The 21,802-nt window shown below is 66.7% G+C and carries 25 protein-coding genes; 11 read left to right on the top strand and 14 right to left on the bottom strand.

Translation table 11 applies throughout. The features are described from left to right. Nucleotides 1-59 precede the first annotated feature (59 nt). Nucleotides 60-1,634, top strand: a complete 1,575-nt coding sequence (guaA, locus tag ON32_RS17645) for a glutamine-hydrolyzing GMP synthase (RefSeq protein ID WP_040792057.1) — start codon at nt 60-62, stop codon at nt 1,632-1,634. Between the two features lie 81 nt (nt 1,635-1,715). Here the strand turns inward: guaA and ON32_RS17640 are convergent, their stop codons facing one another. After that, on the bottom strand, nt 1,716-1,991 hold the full coding sequence (locus tag ON32_RS17640) for a hypothetical protein (protein WP_245551122.1): 276 nt from the start codon (nt 1,989-1,991) through the stop codon (nt 1,716-1,718). Further along, a complete protein-coding gene (locus tag ON32_RS17635) occupies nt 1,984-3,609 on the bottom strand; it encodes a PspC domain-containing protein (protein WP_245551121.1) in 1,626 nt (541 codons plus the stop codon). The genes ON32_RS17640 and ON32_RS17635 overlap by 8 nt, the downstream gene beginning before the upstream one ends. A 232-nt stretch (nt 3,610-3,841) precedes the next feature. On the opposite strand from ON32_RS17635, the gene ON32_RS17630 reads away from it, so the two are divergent. Together ON32_RS17630 and ON32_RS17625 are read left to right on the top strand one after the other, a co-directional pair. Beyond that, entirely contained in the window at nt 3,842-5,206 is a 1,365-nt protein-coding gene (locus ON32_RS17630) for an ATP-binding protein (RefSeq protein WP_083874600.1), read from the top strand. 76 nt (nt 5,207-5,282) lie between these two features. Then, on the top strand, nt 5,283-5,918 hold the full coding sequence (locus ON32_RS17625) for a response regulator (protein WP_040792168.1): 636 nt from the start codon (nt 5,283-5,285) through the stop codon (nt 5,916-5,918). A 9-nt stretch (nt 5,919-5,927) separates the two neighbouring features. On the opposite strand, the gene ON32_RS17620 is transcribed toward ON32_RS17625, so the two are convergent. The 3 genes from ON32_RS17620 to ON32_RS17610 all read right to left on the bottom strand — a co-directional run bounded on the left by ON32_RS17620 (nt 5,928) and on the right by ON32_RS17610 (nt 8,376). Next, the gene (locus ON32_RS17620) at nt 5,928-7,055 is read right to left on the bottom strand and encodes a serine/threonine-protein kinase (protein WP_040792055.1); all 1,128 of its coding nucleotides are present in this window, start codon (nt 7,053-7,055) and stop codon (nt 5,928-5,930) included. Between the two features lie 61 nt (nt 7,056-7,116). Continuing rightward, on the bottom strand, nt 7,117-7,647 hold the full coding sequence (locus ON32_RS17615) for an Rv2240c family protein (RefSeq protein ID WP_040792054.1): 531 nt from the start codon (nt 7,645-7,647) through the stop codon (nt 7,117-7,119). Nucleotides 7,648-7,812: 165 nt separating this feature from the next. Next, nucleotides 7,813-8,376, bottom strand: a complete 564-nt coding sequence (locus ON32_RS17610; RefSeq protein WP_040792053.1) for an AMIN-like domain-containing (lipo)protein — start codon at nt 8,374-8,376, stop codon at nt 7,813-7,815. A gap of 113 nt (nt 8,377-8,489) precedes the next feature. Here ON32_RS17610 and ON32_RS17605 point away from each other — a divergent pair, with 113 nt between their 5' ends. From ON32_RS17605 to ON32_RS17585, 4 genes are all read left to right on the top strand, one after another. Next, nucleotides 8,490-9,641 carry a class I SAM-dependent methyltransferase gene (locus tag ON32_RS17605; protein WP_040792052.1) on the top strand — a complete coding sequence of 384 codons (1,152 nt, stop codon included), beginning with the start codon at nt 8,490-8,492 and terminating at the stop codon, nt 9,639-9,641. 195 nt (nt 9,642-9,836) lie between these two features. Next, nucleotides 9,837-10,211 (top strand): hypothetical protein, encoded by a 375-nt coding sequence (locus ON32_RS17595; RefSeq protein WP_051133376.1) that lies wholly within the window; start codon nt 9,837-9,839, stop codon nt 10,209-10,211. A 65-nt stretch (nt 10,212-10,276) separates the two neighbouring features. Continuing rightward, nucleotides 10,277-10,540 (top strand): hypothetical protein, encoded by a 264-nt coding sequence (locus ON32_RS17590; RefSeq protein WP_040792050.1) that lies wholly within the window; start codon nt 10,277-10,279, stop codon nt 10,538-10,540. Further along, on the top strand, nt 10,533-11,066 hold the full coding sequence (locus ON32_RS17585) for a hypothetical protein (protein WP_040792049.1): 534 nt from the start codon (nt 10,533-10,535) through the stop codon (nt 11,064-11,066). Before ON32_RS17590 ends, ON32_RS17585 begins: the two co-directional genes overlap by 8 nt. An 876-nt stretch (nt 11,067-11,942) precedes the next feature. Here the strand turns inward: ON32_RS17585 and ON32_RS27170 are convergent. The 6 genes from ON32_RS27170 to ON32_RS17565 form a co-directional block, all read right to left on the bottom strand. Next, complete coding sequence (locus tag ON32_RS27170) at nt 11,943-12,506, bottom strand: MmpS family transport accessory protein (protein WP_157224227.1); 564 nt, start codon at nt 12,504-12,506, stop codon at nt 11,943-11,945. A gap of 334 nt (nt 12,507-12,840) precedes the next feature. Continuing rightward, nucleotides 12,841-13,221, bottom strand: a complete 381-nt coding sequence (locus tag ON32_RS17570; protein WP_040792047.1) for a hypothetical protein — start codon at nt 13,219-13,221, stop codon at nt 12,841-12,843. Beyond that, entirely contained in the window at nt 13,218-13,349 is a 132-nt protein-coding gene (locus tag ON32_RS30560; RefSeq protein WP_281032238.1) for a hypothetical protein, read from the bottom strand. The genes ON32_RS17570 and ON32_RS30560 overlap by 4 nt, the downstream gene beginning before the upstream one ends. Next, nucleotides 13,346-13,498, bottom strand: coding sequence for a hypothetical protein (locus ON32_RS28925; RefSeq protein ID WP_157224226.1), 153 nt, complete (start codon nt 13,496-13,498; stop codon nt 13,346-13,348). The genes ON32_RS30560 and ON32_RS28925 overlap by 4 nt, the downstream gene beginning before the upstream one ends. Further along, nucleotides 13,498-13,668: a hypothetical protein gene (locus ON32_RS28920; protein WP_157224225.1), complete on the bottom strand. Its 171-nt coding sequence runs from the start codon at nt 13,666-13,668 to the stop codon at nt 13,498-13,500. The genes ON32_RS28925 and ON32_RS28920 overlap by 1 nt, the downstream gene beginning before the upstream one ends. Continuing rightward, nucleotides 13,665-13,889, bottom strand: a complete 225-nt coding sequence (locus ON32_RS17565; RefSeq protein ID WP_040792046.1) for a hypothetical protein — start codon at nt 13,887-13,889, stop codon at nt 13,665-13,667. The genes ON32_RS28920 and ON32_RS17565 overlap by 4 nt, the downstream gene beginning before the upstream one ends. 197 nt (nt 13,890-14,086) lie before the next feature. Between ON32_RS17565 and ON32_RS17560 the strand changes: the two genes are divergently transcribed. Further along, entirely contained in the window at nt 14,087-15,454 is a 1,368-nt protein-coding gene (locus ON32_RS17560) for a helix-turn-helix domain-containing protein (protein WP_217998074.1), read from the top strand. A 10-nt stretch (nt 15,455-15,464) separates the two neighbouring features. After that, a complete protein-coding gene (locus tag ON32_RS17555) occupies nt 15,465-15,935 on the top strand; it encodes a hypothetical protein (protein WP_174361644.1) in 471 nt (156 codons plus the stop codon). 535 nt (nt 15,936-16,470) lie between these two features. Here the strand turns inward: ON32_RS17555 and ON32_RS17550 are convergent. Further along, entirely contained in the window at nt 16,471-17,169 is a 699-nt protein-coding gene (locus ON32_RS17550) for a DUF732 domain-containing protein (protein ID WP_157224224.1), read from the bottom strand. Between the two features lie 176 nt (nt 17,170-17,345). Between ON32_RS17550 and ON32_RS17545 the strand changes: the two genes are divergently transcribed. Next, nucleotides 17,346-18,203 (top strand): Bax inhibitor-1/YccA family protein, encoded by an 858-nt coding sequence (locus tag ON32_RS17545; protein ID WP_174361650.1) that lies wholly within the window; start codon nt 17,346-17,348, stop codon nt 18,201-18,203. A 156-nt stretch (nt 18,204-18,359) separates the two neighbouring features. Here the strand turns inward: ON32_RS17545 and ON32_RS17540 are convergent, their stop codons facing one another. Continuing rightward, complete coding sequence (locus ON32_RS17540) at nt 18,360-19,577, bottom strand: acetyl-CoA C-acetyltransferase (RefSeq protein WP_040792043.1); 1,218 nt, start codon at nt 19,575-19,577, stop codon at nt 18,360-18,362. Between the two features lie 134 nt (nt 19,578-19,711). Further along, nucleotides 19,712-20,182 carry a hypothetical protein gene (locus tag ON32_RS17535; protein WP_040792042.1) on the bottom strand — a complete coding sequence of 157 codons (471 nt, stop codon included), beginning with the start codon at nt 20,180-20,182 and terminating at the stop codon, nt 19,712-19,714. Between the two features lie 117 nt (nt 20,183-20,299). Here ON32_RS17535 and ON32_RS17530 point away from each other — a divergent pair, with 117 nt between their 5' ends. Beyond that, nucleotides 20,300-21,691: a cystathionine beta-synthase gene (locus ON32_RS17530; RefSeq protein WP_040792041.1), complete on the top strand. Its 1,392-nt coding sequence runs from the start codon at nt 20,300-20,302 to the stop codon at nt 21,689-21,691. Nucleotides 21,692-21,802 lie beyond the last annotated feature (111 nt).

Genomic DNA, 21,802 nt, shown 5'->3' with positions numbered 1-21,802 from the left:
GCGGTGCCGGTGGTGGCGGCCGATTCCGGCTCGCCGACCCGGCTCAATAGACTGTTCGGGTGACCCAATCGCAGAGACCCGTCCTCGTTGTCGACTTCGGTGCGCAATACGCGCAGTTGATCGCCCGCCGGGTCCGTGAGGCGAGTGTCTACTCCGAAGTGGTGCCGCATACCGCGTCGGTGGAGGAGATCGCCGAGCGGAAGCCACTGGCGGTGATTCTGTCCGGTGGTCCGGCCAGTGTCTACGCCGAAGGTGCACCGCGGCTGGATTCACGACTGTTCGACCTGGACGTGCCGGTCTTCGGTATCTGCTACGGCTTCCAGGCCATGGCGCAGGCACTGGGTGGCACGGTGACCAATACCGGCACCCGGGAATACGGTCGCACCGAGCTCGACAGCGATGGAGGACTGCTACACGGTGGGCTCCCGACGGTCCAGCCGGTGTGGATGAGTCACGGCGACGCCGTCACCGACGTTCCGGAGGGTTTCGAGGTCACCGGCACCACCCCGGGTGCGCCGGTCGCGGCGTTCGAACACCGGGAGCGGCGGCTGGCCGGGGTGCAGTACCACCCCGAAGTGCTGCATTCCCCGCACGGTCAGGTGGTGCTGAGCCGCTTCCTGCACGAGATGGCGGGTATCGCCCCGACCTGGACGCCGGCCAATATCGCAGAGACCATGATCGAGCAGGTCCGCGCGCAGATCGGGGACGGGCATGCCATCTGCGGTCTGTCCGGCGGTGTGGACAGCGCGGTGGCCGCGGCCGTGGTGCAGCGGGCCATCGGTGACAGACTGACCTGCGTTTTCGTCGATCACGGCCTCTTGCGGGCGGGTGAGCGCGAACAGGTGCAGCAGGATTTCGTCACGGCTACCGGCGCCCGGCTGGTGACCGTGGATGCGGTGGACAAGTTTCTCGGCGAGTTGAAGGGCGTCAGCGACCCGGAGGAGAAGCGCAAGATCATCGGCCGGGAATTCATCCGGTCGTTCGAGGACGCGGTCGCCGAGGTCGTCGGCGAGCACACCACCGCCGACGGCGAGACGCCGACGGTGGAGTTCCTGGTGCAGGGCACGCTGTATCCGGATGTGGTGGAGTCCGGCGGTGGCAGCGGCACCGCCAATATCAAATCACACCACAATGTCGGCGGGCTGCCGGAAGATCTGGAGTTCGAGCTGGTCGAGCCGCTGCGGCTGCTGTTCAAGGACGAGGTTCGGGCCGTCGGCCGGGAACTGGGACTGCCCGAGGAGATCGTCGCCCGGCAGCCGTTCCCGGGACCGGGGCTGGCGATCCGCATCGTCGGCGAGGTCACCGACGACCGGCTGCGTGTGCTGCGGCAGGCCGATGCCATCGCCCGCGAGGAACTCACCGCCGCGGGACTGGATGGGCAGATCTGGCAGTGTCCGGTGGTGCTGCTCGCCGATGTGCGCAGCGTCGGTGTCCAGGGCGACGGCCGCACCTACGGTCATCCGATCGTGCTGCGCCCGGTGTCCAGTGAGGACGCCATGACCGCCGACTGGACCCGACTGCCCTACGACGTGCTGGAGCGGATCTCCACCCGCATCACCAACGAGGTCGCCGAGGTCAATCGAGTTGTCCTGGATGTGACGAGCAAGCCGCCGGGCACTATCGAATGGGAGTGAACGCCCGACCGCCTCGAATGGGAGTGAACGCCCGACCGCCGCGGGCGGGCGACACCATGTCGCGGTAGGGGAAGGCCCCCGTCACGAGGGGCCCGATCCACGCCGCCCACGGCCCGGGTACAGCACCAACATCAGCCCCACCACGATGGCCGTGCCCACCATGATCCAACCGATGGGGATCATGCTCGCGGCGGGCCAGGCCGCCGGTCCGATCAGCGTCCAGATGCTCAGCGCGAGCGCCGCCAGTCCGACGGTCAGCAGCGGGAACGACGGGCCCCGAGAGTCTCGGGGTGCGGGGCGCTTGTCGATATGCGATGGCGCGATATGCGATGGCGCGATATGCGATGGCTCAGCCACGGGTCACCTCCGCTTGTCCGGTTCGGACCTGCACGTTCAGATTCAATATCGGGCCATCGCCGGGACCGGTGGTGCCATCCGGACAGTGCGCTTCGCCCATGTTCACCGAGCATTCGGTGCGTACGGTCATGTTCTCGGGGAGTAGGACCCGTGCCTGGCCCATCTGAACCGATACGTCGACCGATCGGTCCTCGGTCAGGGTCAGTCCGCGCAGGTCGAGTGTGCCCGAACCCATGGTTACGGTGTATTGCGGCCGTAGATCGGCAACTGTGGTCGGGGCCCAGTCGCGTTCGCCCATGACGGCGCCCTCCCAGTCGACCGGACCGACCACCGAGGCCATGACGACGAATCCGGCCACGGGGACGGCCGCCACCAGGAGTCCGTGACCCCGCCGCCGGAACGCGCCGATCACCAGACCTATTCCGATCACCGCCAATGCCACCGCCGCAATACGGGCCGGTGTCATCCACTCCACACCGGCGACGGCCGCCGCACCGGCGCCGGCGGCAGCGAGCACGGCCGCACCGAGCACGACGGGGGTGAACCGGGACGGGGGTTTGGGTGGCGCGGTCCGGACCGGGCCACCGGACGGCGCGGGTTCGGGCAGGTCCCAGGCCAGAGGGGCGACACCGAGCGGATCCCAGGACGGCGGGGTCCGATCCGCGAAAGTGGTGGACGCGGAGCCGACGGTGTCGGTCTTGTCGAGACCTATCCGGGCACTCGGGGGCGTGTGCTCGGAGCCTCCGGTCTCGGCGGGACCGGGAAGGTCGGTGGGGATGGCCGTCGAGTGTGCGGAGTCCGCAGCGAGAACGGTGGTGTCGCCGGACGCCGTGGCGGTATCGGACGAGGTGCGGTCGGCGTCGGTTTTCGCGAGGTTCGGTTTCGCGGCTTCGTCGGCGACCGGCTCGCTTTCGCTCCGGGCGGTGTCCGTACCGGTGGACCCGGTCGAGGACATTTCCTGTGGGGACCGGGCAGAGGCGCTTCCGGGGAGATCGTTCCCCTCGGCGTCGGTGGTCGAGGCACCTGGGGCGGGGGACCCGGGGACATACCGGTCGGGCAGTTTGGTGTAGGGGGTGTACGGGCCGTACGGGAACGCCTCCGGGGTGGTGGGCGGGAAGGCCGTTCCCGGATAGCCGGTGCCGGTCCGCGTGCTCGTCTCCGCCGCGGGGACGGCATCGTGCGGCAACGGCGGTGGTTGCGGGTTGCGTAGATACAGCATCCACCACCCGGCCAGCATGAGTGCCAGGGCGATGACCCCGGAGCCGCCCATCCCGGCGCCCACCGGCCCCAGGGTGCCGGCCGCAATGGCCAATGCCACGACCAGCGCGATCGCCTTGGCCTGGGATTGTGAGTCGTCGCCTTTGCCGGTCAGCGCGTCGGCCATCGAGAGCCGGCCGTCCGGCTGAGGGAACAACAGCCACCCGAGGAGGTAGAGGACGATACCGGCGCCGCCGAAGATGGTCGAGACCACGAACGCGACCCGGATCAGCACCGGGTCGACCCGATAGCGGTGTGCGAACCCGGCCGCCACTCCCGCGATCGGCCCCTGTCGCGGCAATCGGGTCGGCCGCGTCTGCCACATGTGCCGAAGCTGATCCCCGAAGCTCGTCTTGGTCATGAATCTCATGGTCCGCCGGATCGGGCCGAATGCACATCGGGGGGAACCCTGAACTATGTCGTTTCGGTTCGCGCCCGCGATCGGGTCGGCCGGGACGGGGAACCGTCGCGTATGAGCATGGGATCCGGTGGCCGGCAGCGGGCTCGGTGCCCGGTGATGGGGTGGGTTCCGGAGCGCATCTCAGGGTGTTTCCCCATGGCTGTGGGATGGGAACCCGTGTCAGGATCGGGGTATGTACCCGTTTGTACCGGCATTCGATTCGCGTGGGTTCGATTCGCGTGGCGGTGGTTCGGGGAGCCGGACGGAACCGGCGGTGGATGGTCCCGGTCGGTTGGTACGACGGTCGGGGGGCCGGATCGTCGGCGGGGTGGCCGGTGGTATCGCCGACCATCTCGGGGTCGACGTCATCAAGGTACGTATCGCCTTCGTGCTGTTGGCCGCGTTGACCGGGGCCGGCATCGTCGCCTACGGGCTGCTGTGGATCTTCGTGCCGGGCGGTGCCGACGACGAACGTCCGTCGGGGCAGGAACAGCGACAGGCGATCGGCCTGGCGCTTTTGGGTGTGGGCCTGTCGGTGGGGGTGTCGTGGGCCCTCAGCGGTACCGTGGCGCGGGTGGTCGCGCCGATCGTCGTGGTGGCGGTCGGCGCCGCGTTGGTATGGCGGGAATACGACACCGATGGCCCCCGATCGCTGGTGGGGTCGCCCGCCCGGCCCTCCGTGGTGACCTGGTCGCGAATCATCGCCGGTGTCATGCTGGTCGTCGCCGGTCTCGTGGTGGTGGTGCTGGCCCGGGTCGACTGGAGCGCGCTGGGATCGGTGCTGCTGGCCATGGTGGTCACCCTGATCGGCGCGGGTCTGTTGACGGTTCCGTTGGGGCTGCGCATGATGCGCGCGCTCAACGAGGAGCGCACGGCCCGTATCCGCAATGAGGAGCGGGAGGAAATCGCCTCGCATCTGCACGATTCGGTTCTGCAGACACTGGCCCTGATCCAGCGGCAGGCCGATGATCCACAGGAAGTGGTGCGGCTGGCCCGTAGTCAGGAGCGGGAACTGCGGCGATGGTTGTTCGAGGACACCGGCCCCGCCCAATCCAGTCTGGCCGCGGCGCTGCGCACCATCGCAGGCGAGGTGGAGGATCACCATGGGGTGAAAGTGACTCCGGTGACCGTCGGCGATGTGTCGATGGACGGCACCGACAGCGGTTCCGGGTTGCCGCGGGAACATTTCACGGCCGTTCTGGGCGCCACGCGGGAGGCGCTGGTCAATTCCGCCAAACACGCGGGTGTCACGGAGATCGACCTGTTCGCCGAAGTGGAACCGCACCAGGTGAGTGTTTTCGTCCGCGACCGTGGTATCGGTTTCGATCCAACCGCGGTGCCGCCGGATCGGCAGGGATTGGCGAAATCCATTCGCGCCCGGGTGGAACGTCGCGGTGGTGAGGTGGAGATCCGGTCCACTCCCGGACGCGGGACCGAGGTGCGGATTCTCATGCCGCGCAACGATTCGGAGGGAGGCGGATCAGGGACCGGGGACTCCGATGTTCTCGCGGATGCCGGCTCCGCCGCGACCGGTCCCGAACCGCCGGCGGGCGAGTGACGGTGGCAGAGTTGGAAGCGCCCGGGTCCGGCGAGTCCGCGGTCCGGAATCGTCCGGTGAGGAGAAGTAGGTGAGTGTGCGGGTTTTTCTCGTCGACGACCACGCGGTGTTCCGTTCCGGGGTGCGGGCGGAGCTGAGTCGGGAACCCGATATGGAGGTGGTGGGGGAGGCCGGTGGGGTGGCCGAGGCGGTGGCCGGTATCGATTCCACCCGACCGGATGTCGTTCTGCTCGATGTGCATATGCCCGACGGTGGCGGAGTCGCCGTGCTCAATGGCATCGAGGAGGGGCCCGTCTGTTTGGCGCTGAGCGTCTCCGACGCCGCCGAGGACGTGATTGCGGTGATCCGGGCCGGTGCCCGCGGTTATGTCACCAAGACCATCTCCGGAGCGGAACTGGCCGACGGCATCCGGCGGGTCGCAAGCGGTGACGCGGTATTCAGTCCGCGGCTGGCCGGTTTCGTTCTGGACTCGTTCACCGGGAAATCCCCGGTGCCGGAGCCTCCCTTGGATCCGGAACTGGATTCGCTGACCCCACGCGAATTGGAGGTATTGCGTCTACTCGCCCGCGGCTACACCTATCGGGAAATCGCCGAGACCCTGTTCATCTCGGTGAAAACCGTGGAGACGCACGCCTCCAATGTGCTGCGCAAAACCCAGCAGTCCAACCGCAATGCCCTGACCCGATGGGCGCATCGGCGTCGGATCGATTGACCGGCCGAGCTACATCACCGCTATCAGGATCACGATGATGATCGCGAGGCCGATCAGCAGGCCGATGGTGACGGCCGCGGTCGTGCTGTTGCCCGGACGGATGCCCGCGCCACGGTGAGCCGATGAGCCACCGGTGGAACCGGGGCGGGCCGAGACGGCGCGGCGTGGCAACGGCACCGAATACGGGCTGCGCAGGCCGGGCGCCGAATTGCGGGCGGCCCAGGCCGGGATGGTGCCGTCCATGGTGCGCACCGGGGCGCCGATGATCTGTGGGGCGGTGCCGGGACCGAATACGGCGGCGAGGATTTCGTCGCGGGCCTCGGCCATGGTCGGTCGGCGGCGCGGATCCGGTTCCATCATGTGCAGTAGTGCGGCGGTGAGGTCGCCGCTGCGGGTGGGCGGAATGATCTGGGCCATGGCCGCGCGGGTCACGATGGCGTCGCTGTTGTCGTCGAAACCGAACGGTGGTTGTCCCTCGACCGCCGTGTAGAGGGTGGCGCCAAGGGAGAACACGTCACTGGCCTCGGTCGGTCGCGCCCCGCGGGCCACCTCCGGGGGGAGGTAGGCGGGAGTTCCGGTGATCACGCCCTCCGGTTCTTCGCCGGTATCGCCGATGGAGCGAGAAATACCGAAATCGCTCAGCTTGGCCATACCGATGGCGTCTCCCCGATCGGCGACGAGGATATTGCCCGGTTTTATATCCCGGTGCAGAATGCCCGCGGCGTGCGCGGCGGCCAGTGCGTCGGCCACTTGGGCGCCGATCTGGGCCACCTCGATCACCGGCAGGGCATCGACCAGCCCGAGCGCCTTGGCCACACTGCGGGACGGCAGATGCTCCATCACCAGCCACGGCTCGCCGGCCTCCAGTACGACGTCGTAGACGGCGATGGCATGTTCGTGGGAGAGCTTTGCCGCGACCCGTCCCTCGTGCACGATCTGGCTGCGGATGCGTTCGGCTTCCGCGGGGTCCAGCCCAGCGGTGGAGAGCACCTGTTTGATGGCCACGGCGCGGTCGAGCAGTCGATCGCGGGCGAGCCATACCGCTCCCATACCACCGCCGCCGATTTTCGACTGCAGACGATATCTACCGGCGACCAGGTAATCCGGGCCGACGGTGGGACGAGGGCGATCAATCATGGTGCGAGACTATCCGAATTCCGTGGTAGTCGTCCCGATTCGCGGCACGGCGACACCGATATCAGTAATCGTCACATGCGTGGACCGCTCTGTTCTTGGTGGCGTTGAATTTATCGATATGGGTGTTCATCTCCGCGCTGGGTGCATTGCGCTCCACCATATTCGCCAGGGTGGTGCTGTCGGAGATATAGGCGCGCAGTGCGACCGTCACCGCGCTGGGCACCGAAGCGGTCAGCTCGGATCCGATCCTGCTCGATGCGGCGCGGAGGGCGGTCGTGGCCGCGGCCGCCTTGGCGGGTATATCGGGGGCGCGGGAGTTACCGGCGTCGATATAGGCATTGAAAGCATCGATCGAGCGCTTGTTGGTGTCGCGGAACGCGCGGCATGCGCTGCGGGCGGCCCGTTCGATTACCGCCGCGCGCGAAGAGGATGCCGCTGCCGAGGAAGCTCGAACCTCGGAGGTGTAGAGGACGAGTTCTTCCTGGTTCACCTGCGCGGTGCCGGTCACGGTGTTCGAACATGCCGCGATCACTCCACCCACCGCCAGTGCGGCAACGGTAGCGGCCAGGCCCGTGCGTTCGAGTCGTCGCATGGCGGTTGGGACCTCCCCTCGGATACCCGACGGCCCCGCCCTTCCGACGTGCCGGGCATTCGAGGTCGTCGGTCTTGACAACCGTACTGGGTCGCAGCCGCTTTCGCGCGGTTCCGTCGGGAGAGATAACCGATCGAAACGATCCGCCCTCCGGGAACCGGGCCGCTACGGGGTGGCGATATCGATGACGAGTCGAGTGGGATCGCTGCCGGTGGTCACCGAGAAACCGGGTCGATCGGCGTCGACGCCGATGAACGATTGGGTCACACCCTCGTACACCGTGGTGCGGTGGACACCGGTGATGGCCGGTGTGGCGGGGTCGGTGGCCGGGTCGGGACCGGAATAGGGAGAGACCCCGCTGTCGAACGGGTACGCCGATCCGGTGATCCGCACCTCGAGGATGGAGCGCCCGGCGATATCGAGGCCGGCGCCGCTACCGTCCTGAACCGCCCGGTCGATATAACGCACATCCCATCCCGGTGTGCCCCTCCCGCCCAACAGGTACTCGACCCGGTCGACCCCGTTGTGGCGACCGATCCGGATATCGGTGACGGTCAGCGCGGCACCGGCGGATTCGTCGGCCTGTTTCGGTCCCGCGTCGGTGGGTGCCGCCGCGTCGGAGGCGGGCACGGCGATGGGTTCGGATGGGCCCGGCGCCGACTCGCTGCTCGCGCAGCCCGTGAGTGCCCCCAGGACCGCCACGGCGATCATTACCCCTCTGATGCGCATGTGACAGAGGTTACTCGTGGTGGCGGTTCCCGCCGGGGAGGCATGCGGTTCCGTCGACGAACCGTACCCGGCCCGATGACCACGGCGCGGCAACGATCTAGCACACTTGAGACGTGCGAGATGTGGAGGAGCTACTGGGGCAGTTGCGCCGGTATCCGGATGTGGAGGCGGCCAATCTGTATGCCGCCGATGCCGCCGACCGGCTGATCCTCGATGTGGCGGCCGAATCGCTCGCGACCGCGCGCGACGGCGAGGTCGTCGTGATCGGTGACGGCTACGGCGCGTTGACCCTCGGCGCGGCCGTTGCGCACGACCTGCACGACATTCGGGTGCATCAGGACCTGCTCACCGGGGAACTGGCCTTGGCGGGCAATGCCCGCACCCACGGGTTGGCCGATCGGTATACCGCGCATGGACTGGATGAGAAGTTGCTCGCGGGGGCCCGGGTGGTGCTGCTTCGGTTGCCGCGGGCGCTCACCGGTCTGGCCGAGATCGCCGATGCCATCGCCCGCTACGCCGAGCCGGATGTCCAGGTGTACGCGGGTGGCCGGGACAAGTACCTGACCAAGGCCATGAACGATGTGCTGGCCGAATCGTTTTCGCAGGTGCGGGCCAGCCGGGGCCGGCAGAAATCGCGTGCCCTGCTGGTCAGTGGCCCGAAACCGGTGGGTGCGGTGCGGTTTCCGGTGCGGGAGCGGATCGGCGAGTTCGGTATCGATGTCGTCGCGCACGGGGCTGTGTTCTCCGGGGCCCGCCTGGATATCGGTACCCGGTTTCTGCTGCGGTATCTGCGGGCGATGAAACCCGATGCCCGCGACGCCATCGACCTCGGTTGTGGGACGGGCATCCTGGCGGTGGCGTTGGCGAAGGCCCGCCCGGGTATCGCGGTGGTCGGCACCGACCAGTCCGCGGCGGCGGTGGCCTCGGCCTCGGCGACGGCCGCGGCCAATCGGGTGACCGACCGGGTGACCGTGGTGCGGGACGACGCCATGTCCACCGCCGCGGACAACAGTGCCGATCTGGTGGTGTGCAATCCGCCGTTCCATGTGGGCGCGGCCGTGCACACCGGTTCGGCGATCAAGATGTTCGCCGAGACCGGGCGGGTGTTGCGTCCGGGTGGTGAGCTGTGGACGGTCTACAACAACCATCTCAACTATCGGGGTGTGGTGGAGCGAATGGTCGGGCGCACCGAGGTGATGGGACGTAATCGGAAGTTCACCGTCACCCGTTCGGTGTGTGGGCTACATGACTCCATCCGGGGGTAAGGTCCGTTTTGTCTGTTTGCCCTCGACGCCGGGGAACTGTCCCGGGGTGACATACGTTGGATAGAACAGTTGGATATCGAACAGCGGCTCGTCATACCGGCGGCGGTATTCGCCCCTGGTCGGCGAGGCGAGTGGCGGTTCGACACCGACGGCCACGTTCGTCGTGGGCCACGAACTCCAAGAACGGGACCTGCGGTGCGCGCCACAAGCAAGGCGATGCTGTGCACCTCGTCCTACACCCCCGACCAGGACGCGCATCAGTACAAGAGCGATGTCACCAACGAGGTCACCGGCACCGGATACAACGCGGGTGGTGTCACACTGACCGGCTGCGCGATCACCTACGACGGCGGCACCAACACACTGAAGCCGGACTGCGACGACTTCTCATGGGGACCAAGCGCATCATTCACCGCCCGCCACCTGGTCATCTACGACGCCACCCCCGGATCGGACGCCACCCGGCCGCTGATCATGTACGTGACCTTCAATGACAACATCCCGGTCACCTCGTCGACCTTCAGCGTGACGGTGAATGCCGGCGGCCTCTGCACAGTCACCATCTCCTAGGGGACTCTGTGTCCATATTCGGCAAGCGCGCGGCACCGAAATACCTTCGACTGGGGGAAGAGCCGGTGCCGTTCCTATATCTGGGCGAGGATCCCGTCTACGACGGGACGACACCGGCGATCACCCAACTGCCGCGCGCCACCGCCACCGCTACCGCTCGCGTTCCGGTCGCCGGCGGCGGCGGTACCCTCACGTCCCCCATGGCGGCGGCGGTGGCGGAGGCGGTGGTACCGACCTTCCGCGCCGGTGGCGCGCCTGCGCCTGCTGTCGCCACCGCCGCTGCGGAACTGCTGCAGATCGCTGCGGGGGCGGCGGTGACGCATGTCTGATGCGTTCGCGCTAGGGCAGGCGATACCGCCGGAGATACAGGTGACATCGGAAGGCGAAGCCCTGCTGCCGCGTGCCGAGGCGGTGGCGGAAGCGCTCGTACCGACAGTATCGGTCGTCGCGGTCGTCACCCCACCGGTCGCTATAGCGGTCACGGAGGCATTGGCGCCGACCATCACCGTGACCGGGGAGGTGTCGGCCCCGACTGCGACCGCGACCGCGGAAGCGCTGGCTCCCACCATCACTGCAGGGGCCGTGATCACCCTGCCGACCGCCACAGCCACGGCCACAGCGCTCACCCCGACCGTCACCGTACGCACGTTCCCGCAACGGGTGGCGGCAAATGGGAACGTCACCGCCGCGGCGGGAACCAACGGCGCCACCTCTGCGACATTTAACTATCCGAGTGGTTCGGCGTCCGGTGACCTGCTGGTGATGATGGTGCAGATCAGCCGGACAGTGGCCGGAGCGTACTCGATCCCCACCCCCACAGGTGGTGGAAACATGGACTCGGATCATGGCCCGTGACGACTCGGCCGGCAACGGGGTTCATTTCGGATTCTTCTACTGCATCCACGGCTACTGCATCCGCGGCGTGGAAACGTCCGTCACCGTCACCGCCACGTCGACCTCGTCTCTGCGCCCGATCGTCGTGTCGATCCAGGCATACCGGTCTGGGTCTTTCGACCCGGTGCTGCCGGTGGGGGATGCAGGTAACACATACGCTCTCGGCGCCGCGACAGGCGGTCTCACCAGCCCGTCCGTGTCACCCATCGCGGACAAGAGTGAGGTACTGCTGTTCTCCGCGTGGGCGATCAGCGGCAACACCGCGCTCACCACCACCTGGAGTTCGCCGGCAACCGAGCTCACCGACAACCGGACCTATGTGTCGGCGGCGTCGATCTCATGGAATCACTCGATCGCCTACGAGCAGCGCAACAGCGCGGGCGGGTCGCTCGCGTATACAGCGACACCGAGCGCCAGCGTATTCCAAAAGATTGTGGCTGCGATCGTCATCAACCCGACGGAAACAGCGACGCTTGTAGCCGAGGATGATTTCAACCGGACCTCGCTCGGGTCGAATCGGAATACCGAGGGTGGAGGCACCCTCTACATTTCCAGTAACCAGCTGTGCGGTGTCGGGATGCCGAGCGAGCCGATGTCCTATGCGTTCTGGCACCAGGAGGTCGACTTCGACACCCAGATGGTAGAGGCCATGGTCCGATGGAACGGGCGCACACCGGGACATTCCGCAGTCGCGGTTGTGGTGCGGGCCAACCCTTCAGCCAACCCGGCTGTGGGATGGGACGGTGTCCAATTCTGGGCCACCGCAAACCTGATGGGGATTCTGTACATCGATCCGACGGCCCCCGATGGTTTCAGGCCGGCCATAGGCACCGCTGACTACGTGTCGACGTCGCAGTTCCCTGATGGGGCGGTGATGCGACTAGTGGCCAGAGGGACGACATACACCGCGTACTTACCGGTGGCCGTCTGCTCGTCCTTCACCTTGCCGTCCACGGTGATCCGGCAGGTGACCGAGGTGCCCGTGGTTTGCGCGCCCAGTCCGATGATGGCGTAGGTGCTGGTGTTGACCACGGTTTTCGTCCACGGTGCGGTCGCAGAGGATCCCTGTTGCAGGTCGGACATCTCGTCGTAGTAGGTGACATGCAGCAGTTCCCCGGAGTCGGAGATGATCTCGTACACCACTTCCTTGCCATCCGTCTCGGGCTTGGGTACCAGCGGCGGGGGAGCGCCGTTGTCCGCAGGCCGACCAGCGGCTTCCGGGGGCCGGTTGGCGGAGGAGACGGCGGAGTCGATCGCCTCGCTCGCTTCCTTCGCCGCGGTGCCGACGAGTGCGAAGCACCCGCCGAAGAGCAGGACTACCACCGCGATCAGGACCCAGGGCCATATCCGGCGCTTACGTCTGGGTGGCTGCGGGTAGGACATGGCAGAGATTCCCCTCATGATGGATCCCGCCCCGATGGCGGGACCGTTGATCTGCAATAGAAGTTCGAATCGGGCCCATTACACGCTGCGGCGTGTCGAGCCTCGTGTCGCTGGTAGAGCGCCCCGCTGGTCCCGAAGCCTGGGACCAGCGGGGCGTTTTCCGGGTTTTACTGCACGGTGCCGTGCGGATTCCGCCGCTTCCCGTGCGGACTGAAATGGTCGCCGCGATCCTCCCGGGGATCCTCGTTCCACAGGAGGCTGGTATCGGCGGCAGGCCCGTCAGGGCCGGGTTTTGGCAGTGTGTCCGTCATCGATTTCCTTCCTCTTTCACCCGGCCTGGTGGCCGGGAGTCTCATGCGGGCCATCCGGGCCGGCCGTCCAACCACATCGCGGGCATCGAGATCGTGTGGTCCTCGACGATCGCTTTCCACAGCAGGTCGCGGGTGACACCCCACTTCTCCTGCATCTGCGCCGCATTCAGGAACTTGGCCGGCTCCGGCCGGTCCACTCCCGGCAGGCCCGGCTCCCACTTCTCGGCGGCTTCCCGCTCCCAGCCCGATATGTCGCGCTTGCCGAGGACGACGGCCGGGCGGGGTACCCACACGGAGCCGTTGTGCAGCCACCGTGACAGGGAGCGGGCGTCGGCGCCGGTGATGGACGCGAACTCGGACAGCCCGATGTATCGGGGTGCGTCCGAGATACGGTCGGCCTTGGCCCGCAGAGACTCTCTCACTCGGTCTCTTCCTCCTCCTCGTCGAGGATCTCGGCGGGGTCGACCGGGAATCCGTCGGCGCCGAGGAAACTCACGCTGCCGTCGTTGCCGATCAGCACGCCGCGGTACTTGTCGTCGTCGTAGCTCACCGTGTCTCCCGTCCAGGAGCCGGCGCATTCTCCAGGGATCGCAGGTGTTCGACGATCCGGTGGAGGATGACCGAGTGGGGGACGTAGTGCAGGAACGACATCCGCCCCTTCTCGTGGTCGGGCAGACCGCGCCGCTGGGGGAGTGTCATCACATCACCGCCGTGGAGTAGGCGAGCCCGTCCAGGAACCGCTGGCAACCGTGCCCGGCGTGGAAGGTGAGCTCGAACCGGGCGTGCTCGATGCTGGACGGCGGGATGCGATCCTCGCACTTTTCCATGCGCCACCGGTTGATCTGATCGGCGGGGGCGACGGGGGTCACGACGATCTCCCGGCGTCCGGGACGATGGCGCCCAGAGCGACGAGGGTGGCCCAGGCGGCGCGCTTACGGGCGCACGACAGGACATCGCAGTCGATGTGGGCCTGCATGGCCGCGTGGGCTTCGAACCGGTCGAACGGGACTTCTGGCGCTTCGTGGGGCCAGCCCGGCGCCCACACGCCCGACCGCGCCTCGGCGGTGGGATCGATGCCGATCTCTGTCATCGGAGACCTCGGTGTGTTGTGTGTTGTGGTTGTGTGGTGGTGCACCACCCCCGCGCCGGAGAGTCGGGGGGCGCAGCCGGCGCGGGGTGGTGTGTCAACCATCGCGTTACAGATCGATCGCAGAAAGACGAAAGCGGTATCCCAGGGGATGCCGTGGGATACCGTCCGGATATCGGATCTCCCATCAGAGGACACGAATGGGTATGCAGATCAAGTGGACCGGAGCCGAGGCGACGGAACTCCGCAAGGCGCTGGGGATCTCTCAGAGGGAATTCGCCGAGATATCCGGCATCAAAGAACCCACGATCAAGAAGTGGGCACAGCGGGGTTCATGGCTGACGCTGTCCGAGGAATCCGCTCAGATCATGGACATAATGCTGGCTCGGGCTACACCCGCTCAGCGGGCGCGGTTCGAGGCGGCAACAGGCCCCGGCCCCTCCACTACGGTGACCGTTTGGTGCGCGGACGATTCCGTGGACTGCGTAGACGCCACCGCGGAATTGACACGGAAGGATCTGATGCTGGATCGCCGTCAGGCCACACAGGCACTATTGGGTGTCGCGGTGGGGACCGGACTACTGGAGAATATTGAGCGCTGGATATTCTTCGACAATCGACCGTCTATGGCGGACAAGCCCACCGGTTTGGGGTTGGCCGAGGTGGAGCAGTTGGAGAATGTCGCCCGAGTATTCCGGGACTGGGACGACCAGTTCGGGGGAGGATTGCGCCGCAAGGCCGTTGTCGGGCAGTTGGCGGAGGTGAACGAATTCCTCCGGGAGCGGCAGACCGCGCAGGTCGAGCAGCGGCTGTGGGGGGTGATGGCTCAGTTGGCGGAGACCGCGGCGATGATGAGCTGGGATTCCGGGCAGCAGGCTTCGGCGCAGCAGTACTATGCGCTGGCGGCGCGGGCGGCCGGCCACGCCGACGATCCGGCGTTCTGCGCGAACGCGCTGGCGGGGATGGCGCGGCAGCTGCTGAGCCTCGAAGGCGGTGCCGGCGCTGGAGATGCGTTGGAGTTGATTCGGATAGCGCAGGACCGTGGTGCTGGTGGGATGACGCCGACGGTGGAGGCGATGCTGTACACGCGGGAGGCGTGGGCGTACGGGCAGTTGGGGCGTCCATCTGCGTTCCGGCGGGCGTGCGATAAGGCCAAGGATCGGTTCGCCGAGTCCCGTTCGGAGGATGACCCTTTCTGGGTGCAGTACTTCGATGCTGCGGAGTTGGCGGGGACGATCGGTGGCCGGCTGTTGGAGTTGGCGCGGCGCACGCCCGCGCTGGCGTCGGAGGCGGCCGAGCATATCGAGGCGGCGATCGAGTTGCGGCGGCCGGACCGGTTGCGTAGCACCGCCCTGGACCGGCTCGGTCTGGTGGAGGCTCGTTTGATCGAGGGCCGAGTCGAGGAAGCATGCCGGGTAGGACATGATGCGTTGACGATGGTCGAGCGCACCCAGTCCGATCGGGTGCGTGTGAAGGCCGTCAAGGTCTACAAACGCACAGAGCGGGTGAAGAACGTCGCCGCGGTGGCCGAGCTGCGAGACAGGATGCGCCCGCTCGTCAACGTATAGGGAGAAGTGGATGCGGGTCGCCGTCACCGGGCACATGAACATCACCGAAGCGACGAAGGCCCTGGTGTATGACGAGATCCTGGTCCTGTTGTCGGAGGTCCCGGATCTTGTTGGTGTCAGTTGTATCGCCCGAGGGGCGGACTCGGTGTTCGCTCAGGCAGTGCTGGCCGTGGGGGGACGGCTGGAGGTGGTGCTGCCGTCTCGGAACTATCGAGAGGCGAAGGTGAAGCCGGACCACGCTCCGGTGTTCGACGATCTGATTGCTCGCGCCGCCGAGGTTCGGGTGATGGATTTCGACGATGCGGGGAAGGAAGCGTACGAGGCGGCGAACGAGGCCCTGGTGGGGTCGGCGGACCGACTCGTGGCGGTGTGGGACGGTAAGGACGGGGGGCGCGGCGGCACGGGCAGCGTGGTCGAGCTGGCGCGGGATCGTGGGGTCGCGGTGGATGTGGTGTGGCCGGAAGGGTCGGCGCGCGGATGAGCTGATCGACAGCACATCCGCAAGGATTGCCACCAGCCTTCGGCCCCGCCATCGTGCGGGTCCTCGTGCGGTTATGGGCGGCTGCCCGCTCTGCGGGTCGATTACCGGCCGGCGATGCCAAACGCGTCCCGCGCGGTCGCCACCTTCATCACGAGTCGGTTCGGATTGTTCCTCACCGGCACGAAATCATACTTCCTTTGACGTCCTCCCCGTCCTTCAGTGCGGGGAGGACGTCGACTTGCATAAAAAGAAGCTTGCATAAAAAGAAGAAGGCGCCCCATACGGAGCGCCCTCTACGAGCTCTTGCCTGCCTCGGATCAGGGGATCACGCCGGCGATCCTTCCATGGGTCGGTAGTACTGACCGATGGCCGTCCACACCAGCTCGGCATGGAGGGAAGTCCATTGACCGGTACGCGCCTGCTCGGCCAAATTGTCGAAGTCGCAGATTGTCGAAGTCGCAGCCGGCGTACTCCAAACCCACCTGAATGATGGCGACCTCGCGGTCGGTGGTCGTGATGGGGTCGATCGGCGGGATCATCTGAGCGCACCGATCATTTCCGGGCAGTACACGTCTACCGCGGTGCCGAGTATCCATCCATCCTGGAAGCCTTCCTGTACCCCGGAAGCCCTGAGGTACGCGCGGGCAGCGGCCTTACCCGTCGGCGTCGGGGTGTCGCGCAGGATCGCACACACCCGATCGGCCAAGGTCACGGCATCCGGCCGGTCGGCCCCCGCCATGGCAAGCCGCGTGTGCAGCTGTGCGTCCATGGGGATGAGCAGACCGCCCGTGAGGATCCCGATCACCATGCCGAGGAAGCCACCGACCAGAGCGCCCGTGAGTCCACCGATGCCGATGCCGGCACCGATGCTGCGCTCCCACGGGAACGTCATGCGCCACGTGCCGATCTCCTTCGCGGACACGTCTGCGATGAGCGTGGAGCCGTCCACTGTGAGGGTGATCTCGGCGTCGTGGCGCTCGTCCACGGCGATCACGAGAGGGAGGTGGGCGATCGTCCGGCCGTCGGCCGTGAGGACATCGATACCCTCGGGCGTGCGGCGGAATGTCCCGCCGGCGAGCGTGGTGGTGATGGTGTCCGCGTCGGTGCGGATGATGGTGTAGCCGACGCCGTCCGTCGTGCCGGAGATCGTGTCGGGGACGACCGGGTCGGCCGTCGCGGTGCCGGAGGTTATCGCGAGGGCGGCAGTGGACAGCGCGGCAGTGACGATTGCCATGCGGATTTTCATGTGCTTCCTGGCGTGGATGTGACCGGATTTCGGCTCGTCAGAGTGGTCGGGAACCGATTGGCGATACCCGATCGTTGAACGGACATACCGGACCTTCTGACGGGCCTGCCCCGAGATATCGCGGGTAGCATCCGGTGCAGACTTGAACAAAGGAGATGAGTGCTTTGCGCGCCACGAGCAATCCGGTTTTCAGAAACCTCCCCAGACAGGAAGGCGGCTACGCCAACTTCGGTTCGGGCATGGCCGGAGCGGGCCAGATGGGGTACCAGTACGGCAATCAGCATTCGCAGTACCCGCAGTACCAGCAGCCCTACCAGCAGGTGCCGGCCATCCGGTCGCTGACCATCGATGACATCGTCACCAAAACCGGTATCACCCTCGGTGTTCTCGCTCTCTCGGCGCTCGTCTCCTACGTGCTGGCCAGTGCCAACCCCGGTCTGGCGCCGCTGTTCGTGATCGGCGGCGGTCTGATCGGTCTGGTACTGGTCCTGGTCGCCACCTTCGGCAACAAGATGGACAACCCGGCCCTGGTGCTGTCCTATGCGGTGGCCGAGGGTGCGTTCGTGGGTGCGCTGTCGCTCATGTTCACCAATGTCACCTTCGGTGGTGTCGGTGGCGCGGGCATGATCGGGCAGGCGGTCCTCGGCACCTTCGGGGTGTTCGCGGGCATGCTCGTGGTGTACAAGACCGGCGCCATCCGGGTCACCCCCCGATTCACGCGCATGATCGTCGGCGCCATGATCGGCATTCTGGTGCTCGTCGTCGGTAATCTGATCGCGAGCCTGTTCACCGACGGAGGTTTCGGCCTGCGCGACGGTGGTCCGATCGCGATCATCTTCAGCCTGGTGGTCATCGCGGTGGCCGCGTTCAGCTTCCTGCTCGACTTCGACGCCGCCGACCAGCTGATCCGCGCCCAGGCGCCGGAGAAGGCCGCCTGGGGTGTGGCCCTCGGTCTGACCGTCACCCTGGTCTGGCTCTATGTCGAGATCCTGCGTCTGCTGAGCTACTTCCAGAGCGAGTGAGCGCGTGTGCCCGCGCCGCTTTTTTCGGCGGCGCGGCAGTGCAGCCCTGACGGTTTCCGGATACTTTCCCGGCCACCGTGCGAAACGGCCCCCATCCCTCGAGATGGGGGCCGTTTCGCTGTCTCGACAGAGTGTTGCGGGTATTTCCGCGTGCGATCAGCTCAGTCGTTCGAGCACCATGGCCATGCCCTGGCCGCCGCCGACGCACATGGTTTCCAGACCGAACTGCTTGTCGTGGGTCTGCAGGTTGTTGATGAGGGTGGCGCTGATCCGCGCACCCGTCATACCGAACGGGTGACCCAGGGCGATGGCGCCACCGGAGACGTTCAGCTTGTCCAGGTCCATGCCCAGTTCCCGGGCCGAGCCGAGCACCTGCACCGCGAACGCCTCGTTGATCTCGTAGAGATCGATGTCATCGATGGTCATCTTCGCCGGCTTCAGGGCCTTGCGAACGGCCTCGATCGGCCCCAGACCCATGATCTCCGGGGACAGACCCGACACCCCGGTGGACACGATCCGCGCCAGCGGGGTGAGGCCGAGCTCGGCGGCCTTGGCATCGCTCATGATCACCAATGCCGCGGCGCCGTCGTTGAGCGGACAGGCATTACCGGCGGTGACTGTGCCATCGGGGCGGAACACCGGCTTGAGCTGGGACACCTTCTCGTAGGTGGTGCCCGGTCGGGGCCCGTCGTCGGTGGAGACCACGGTGCCGTCGGGCAGGGTCACCGGGGTGATCTCCCGTTCGAAGAAACCGTTCTTGATGGCTTCTTCGGCGCGGTTCTGCGAGCGCACTCCCCAGTGGTCCTGCTCCTCCCGGGAGATACCGGTGAAGCTCGCGACATTCTCCGCGGTCTGTCCCATGGCGATGTAGATATCGGGCAGCTTGCCGTCCTCCCGCGGATCGTGCCACTCCACACCACCCTGCGCCGCGGTCGCGGTGCGCTCTTCGGCCTCGGCGAAGATGGGGTTGTGGGTATCGGGCCAGCCGTCGGCGGTGCCCTTGGGGAAGCGCGAGACGGTCTCCACCCCCGCGGAGATGAACACGTCGCCCTCTCCGGCCTTGATGGCGTGGAAGGCCATTCGGGTGGTCTGTAGCGACGAGGCGCAGTAGCGGTTGACGGTGGTGCCCGGTAGATAGTCGTAGCCCAGTTGGGTGGCCACGGTCTTGGCCATGTTGAAGCCGGCCTCGCCGGCGGGCTGTCCGCAGCCGAGGATCAGGTCGTCGATCTGGTTGGGCTCGAGTGCGGGCACCTTGTCCAGTGCGGCGCGCACCATCTGCGCGGCGAGGTCGTCCGGCCGCATGCTCACCAGAGAACCCTTGCCGGCGCGACCGATCGGGGAGCGAGCGTAGGAGACGATGACGGCCTCAGGCATGAGGACTCCTTTGTCGAGGAGTGTGCCCGGGCCGAGAACTCCGGCCCGTGCACTACTCATGGGTAGAATCCCCTCGAATCTACGTCGCGTCCGGCCGCGGGGGAACAGTTGCGGGTGCGGCCTGTCGACAGCCGTCAGGCCGGGACGACAAAAGTGCCGTGGGCGGGAATGCTCGCGTGATCGGTGGTGACCGTGACCTCTACCCGTCCGGGACCGGTGTCCTGGAACAGCGAGTACTGAATACTGCCGTAGATGCCGGTCACCACGGTGTTCTCATAGATCCCGGTCGCCCCGGTGTCGAGATTGCGCCAAGCGACGGTGGTGCGCACCTCGCACAGCGGCGCCAGCGGGTGGCGGCCCGGTCCGATACCGCCGAGGGGGTTCGCCCGGACGTTCAGAATCGCCCGTCCCGGATAATCCGGACTGGTATCGGCCCAGGTGCGGATGCTGGTCCAGCACAGCCCGCCGTAGGCCATGGTGGGAACATCGGGGAAGGAGACGGTGGTGGTCGCTCCGGCCTGGGCCTGGGCACCGGATCCGGCGATCAGCGCGACCGCCGAGCCGGCCAGGACCGCAGCGGCGCGAGTGAGCGTGGGCCATTTCATAGCTTCGCAATCCTAAGGCCGATCGGTGGTGGCCGCAGGGGGGCGCCCGGGTCGGCGGACGGTCGATGTGGGCGACCACACCGCACCCGCCGGCAACGTCTCTGCAACGATGGAGGCATGCGCATCGCGGATCATGTCGTCGACCTCATCGGCAATACTCCCCTGGTCCGATTGAACTCGGTGGTCCCCGCCGGTTCCGGACTGGTCGCCGCCAAGATCGAATATTTGAACCCGGGCGGTAGCTCCAAGGACCGTATTGCGGTGAAGATGATCGATGCGGCCGAGGCCTCCGGACAGTTGCGGCCCGGCGGCACCATTGTCGAACCCACCTCGGGTAATACCGGTGTCGGCTTGGCATTGGTCGCGCAACGGCGTGGTTATCGTTGTGTCTTCGTCTGCCCCGACAAGGTCAGCGAGGACAAGCGCAATGTGCTGCGCGCCTACGGGGCCGAGGTGGTGGTCTGCCCGACCGCGGTGCCGCCGGACCATCCGGACAGCTACTACAGCGTTTCCGACCGGTTGGTCGAGGAGATCGAGGGGGCGTGGAAGCCGGACCAGTACTCCAATCCGCAGGGTCCGGCCAGCCATTACGAGACCACCGGTCCGGAGATCTGGCGCGATACCGACGGTAGGGTCACCCATTTCGTCGCCGGGGTCGGAACCGGCGGCACCATTACCGGCGCGGGCCGATATCTCAAGGAGGTATCCGGCGGGAAGGTGCAGGTCATCGGTGCCGATCCGGAGGGGTCGGTATATTCCGGAGGTAGTGGTCGGCCCTATCTGGTCGAGGGCGTGGGTGAGGATTTCTGGCCTTCGGCCTACGACCCCTCCATACCGGACGAGATCATCGCCGTCTCCGACGCCGACTCCTTCGATATGACCCGCCGGCTGGCGCGCGAGGAGGGGTTGCTGGTCGGCGGTTCGTGCGGTATGGCCGTGGTGGCGGCACTGCAGGTGGCCCAGCGCGATCCGGACGCCGTGGTGGTCGTCCTGCTGCCGGACGGCGGTCGCGGCTATCTGTCGAAGATCTTCAACGACCAGTGGATGAGCTCCTACGGTTTCCTGCGTACCCGGCTCGACGGTTCGACCTCCGAACCGTTGGTCGGTGAGGTGTTGCGCGGTAAATCGGGAGAGCTGCCCGCCCTGGTGCACACCCATCCGTCGGAGACCCTGCGGGATGCCATCGAGATTCTGCGTGAGTACGGCGTTTCGCAGATGCCGGTGGTGGGCGCCGAGCCACCGGTGATGGCCGGTGAGGTGGCCGGAAGTGTCTCCGAACGGGATCTGCTCTCGGCCGTGTTCTCCGGTCGGGCCCAGTTGACGGACTCGGTGAACGATCACATGAGTCCGGCGTTTCCTCTGATCGGCGCAGGCGAGCCCATCTCGGCGGCCACCAAGGCGCTGTCGGAGACCGATGCGTTGATGGTGGTCGAGGACGGTAAACCGGTGGGTGTGATCACCCGGCACGATCTGCTCGGCTTCCTCAGCACCGGCGCCGCCCGCCGGTAGCAGCGGCCCACCGTTTCGCGCGGTTGCGATCGGCGCTCGGATTTCCCCTCGGATCTCGATGGAGATCAAGCGACCGATCGGCAACCGTCATCGGCAATTCTTTCGCAATCC

This window comes from Nocardia paucivorans NBRC 100373 (assembly GCF_000308675.1).
Lineage (GTDB): Bacteria > Actinomycetota > Actinomycetes > Mycobacteriales > Mycobacteriaceae > Nocardia > Nocardia paucivorans.
Note: the sequence above shows the minus strand (reverse complement) of the source record. Positions and strands in the feature narration are given on the sequence as shown.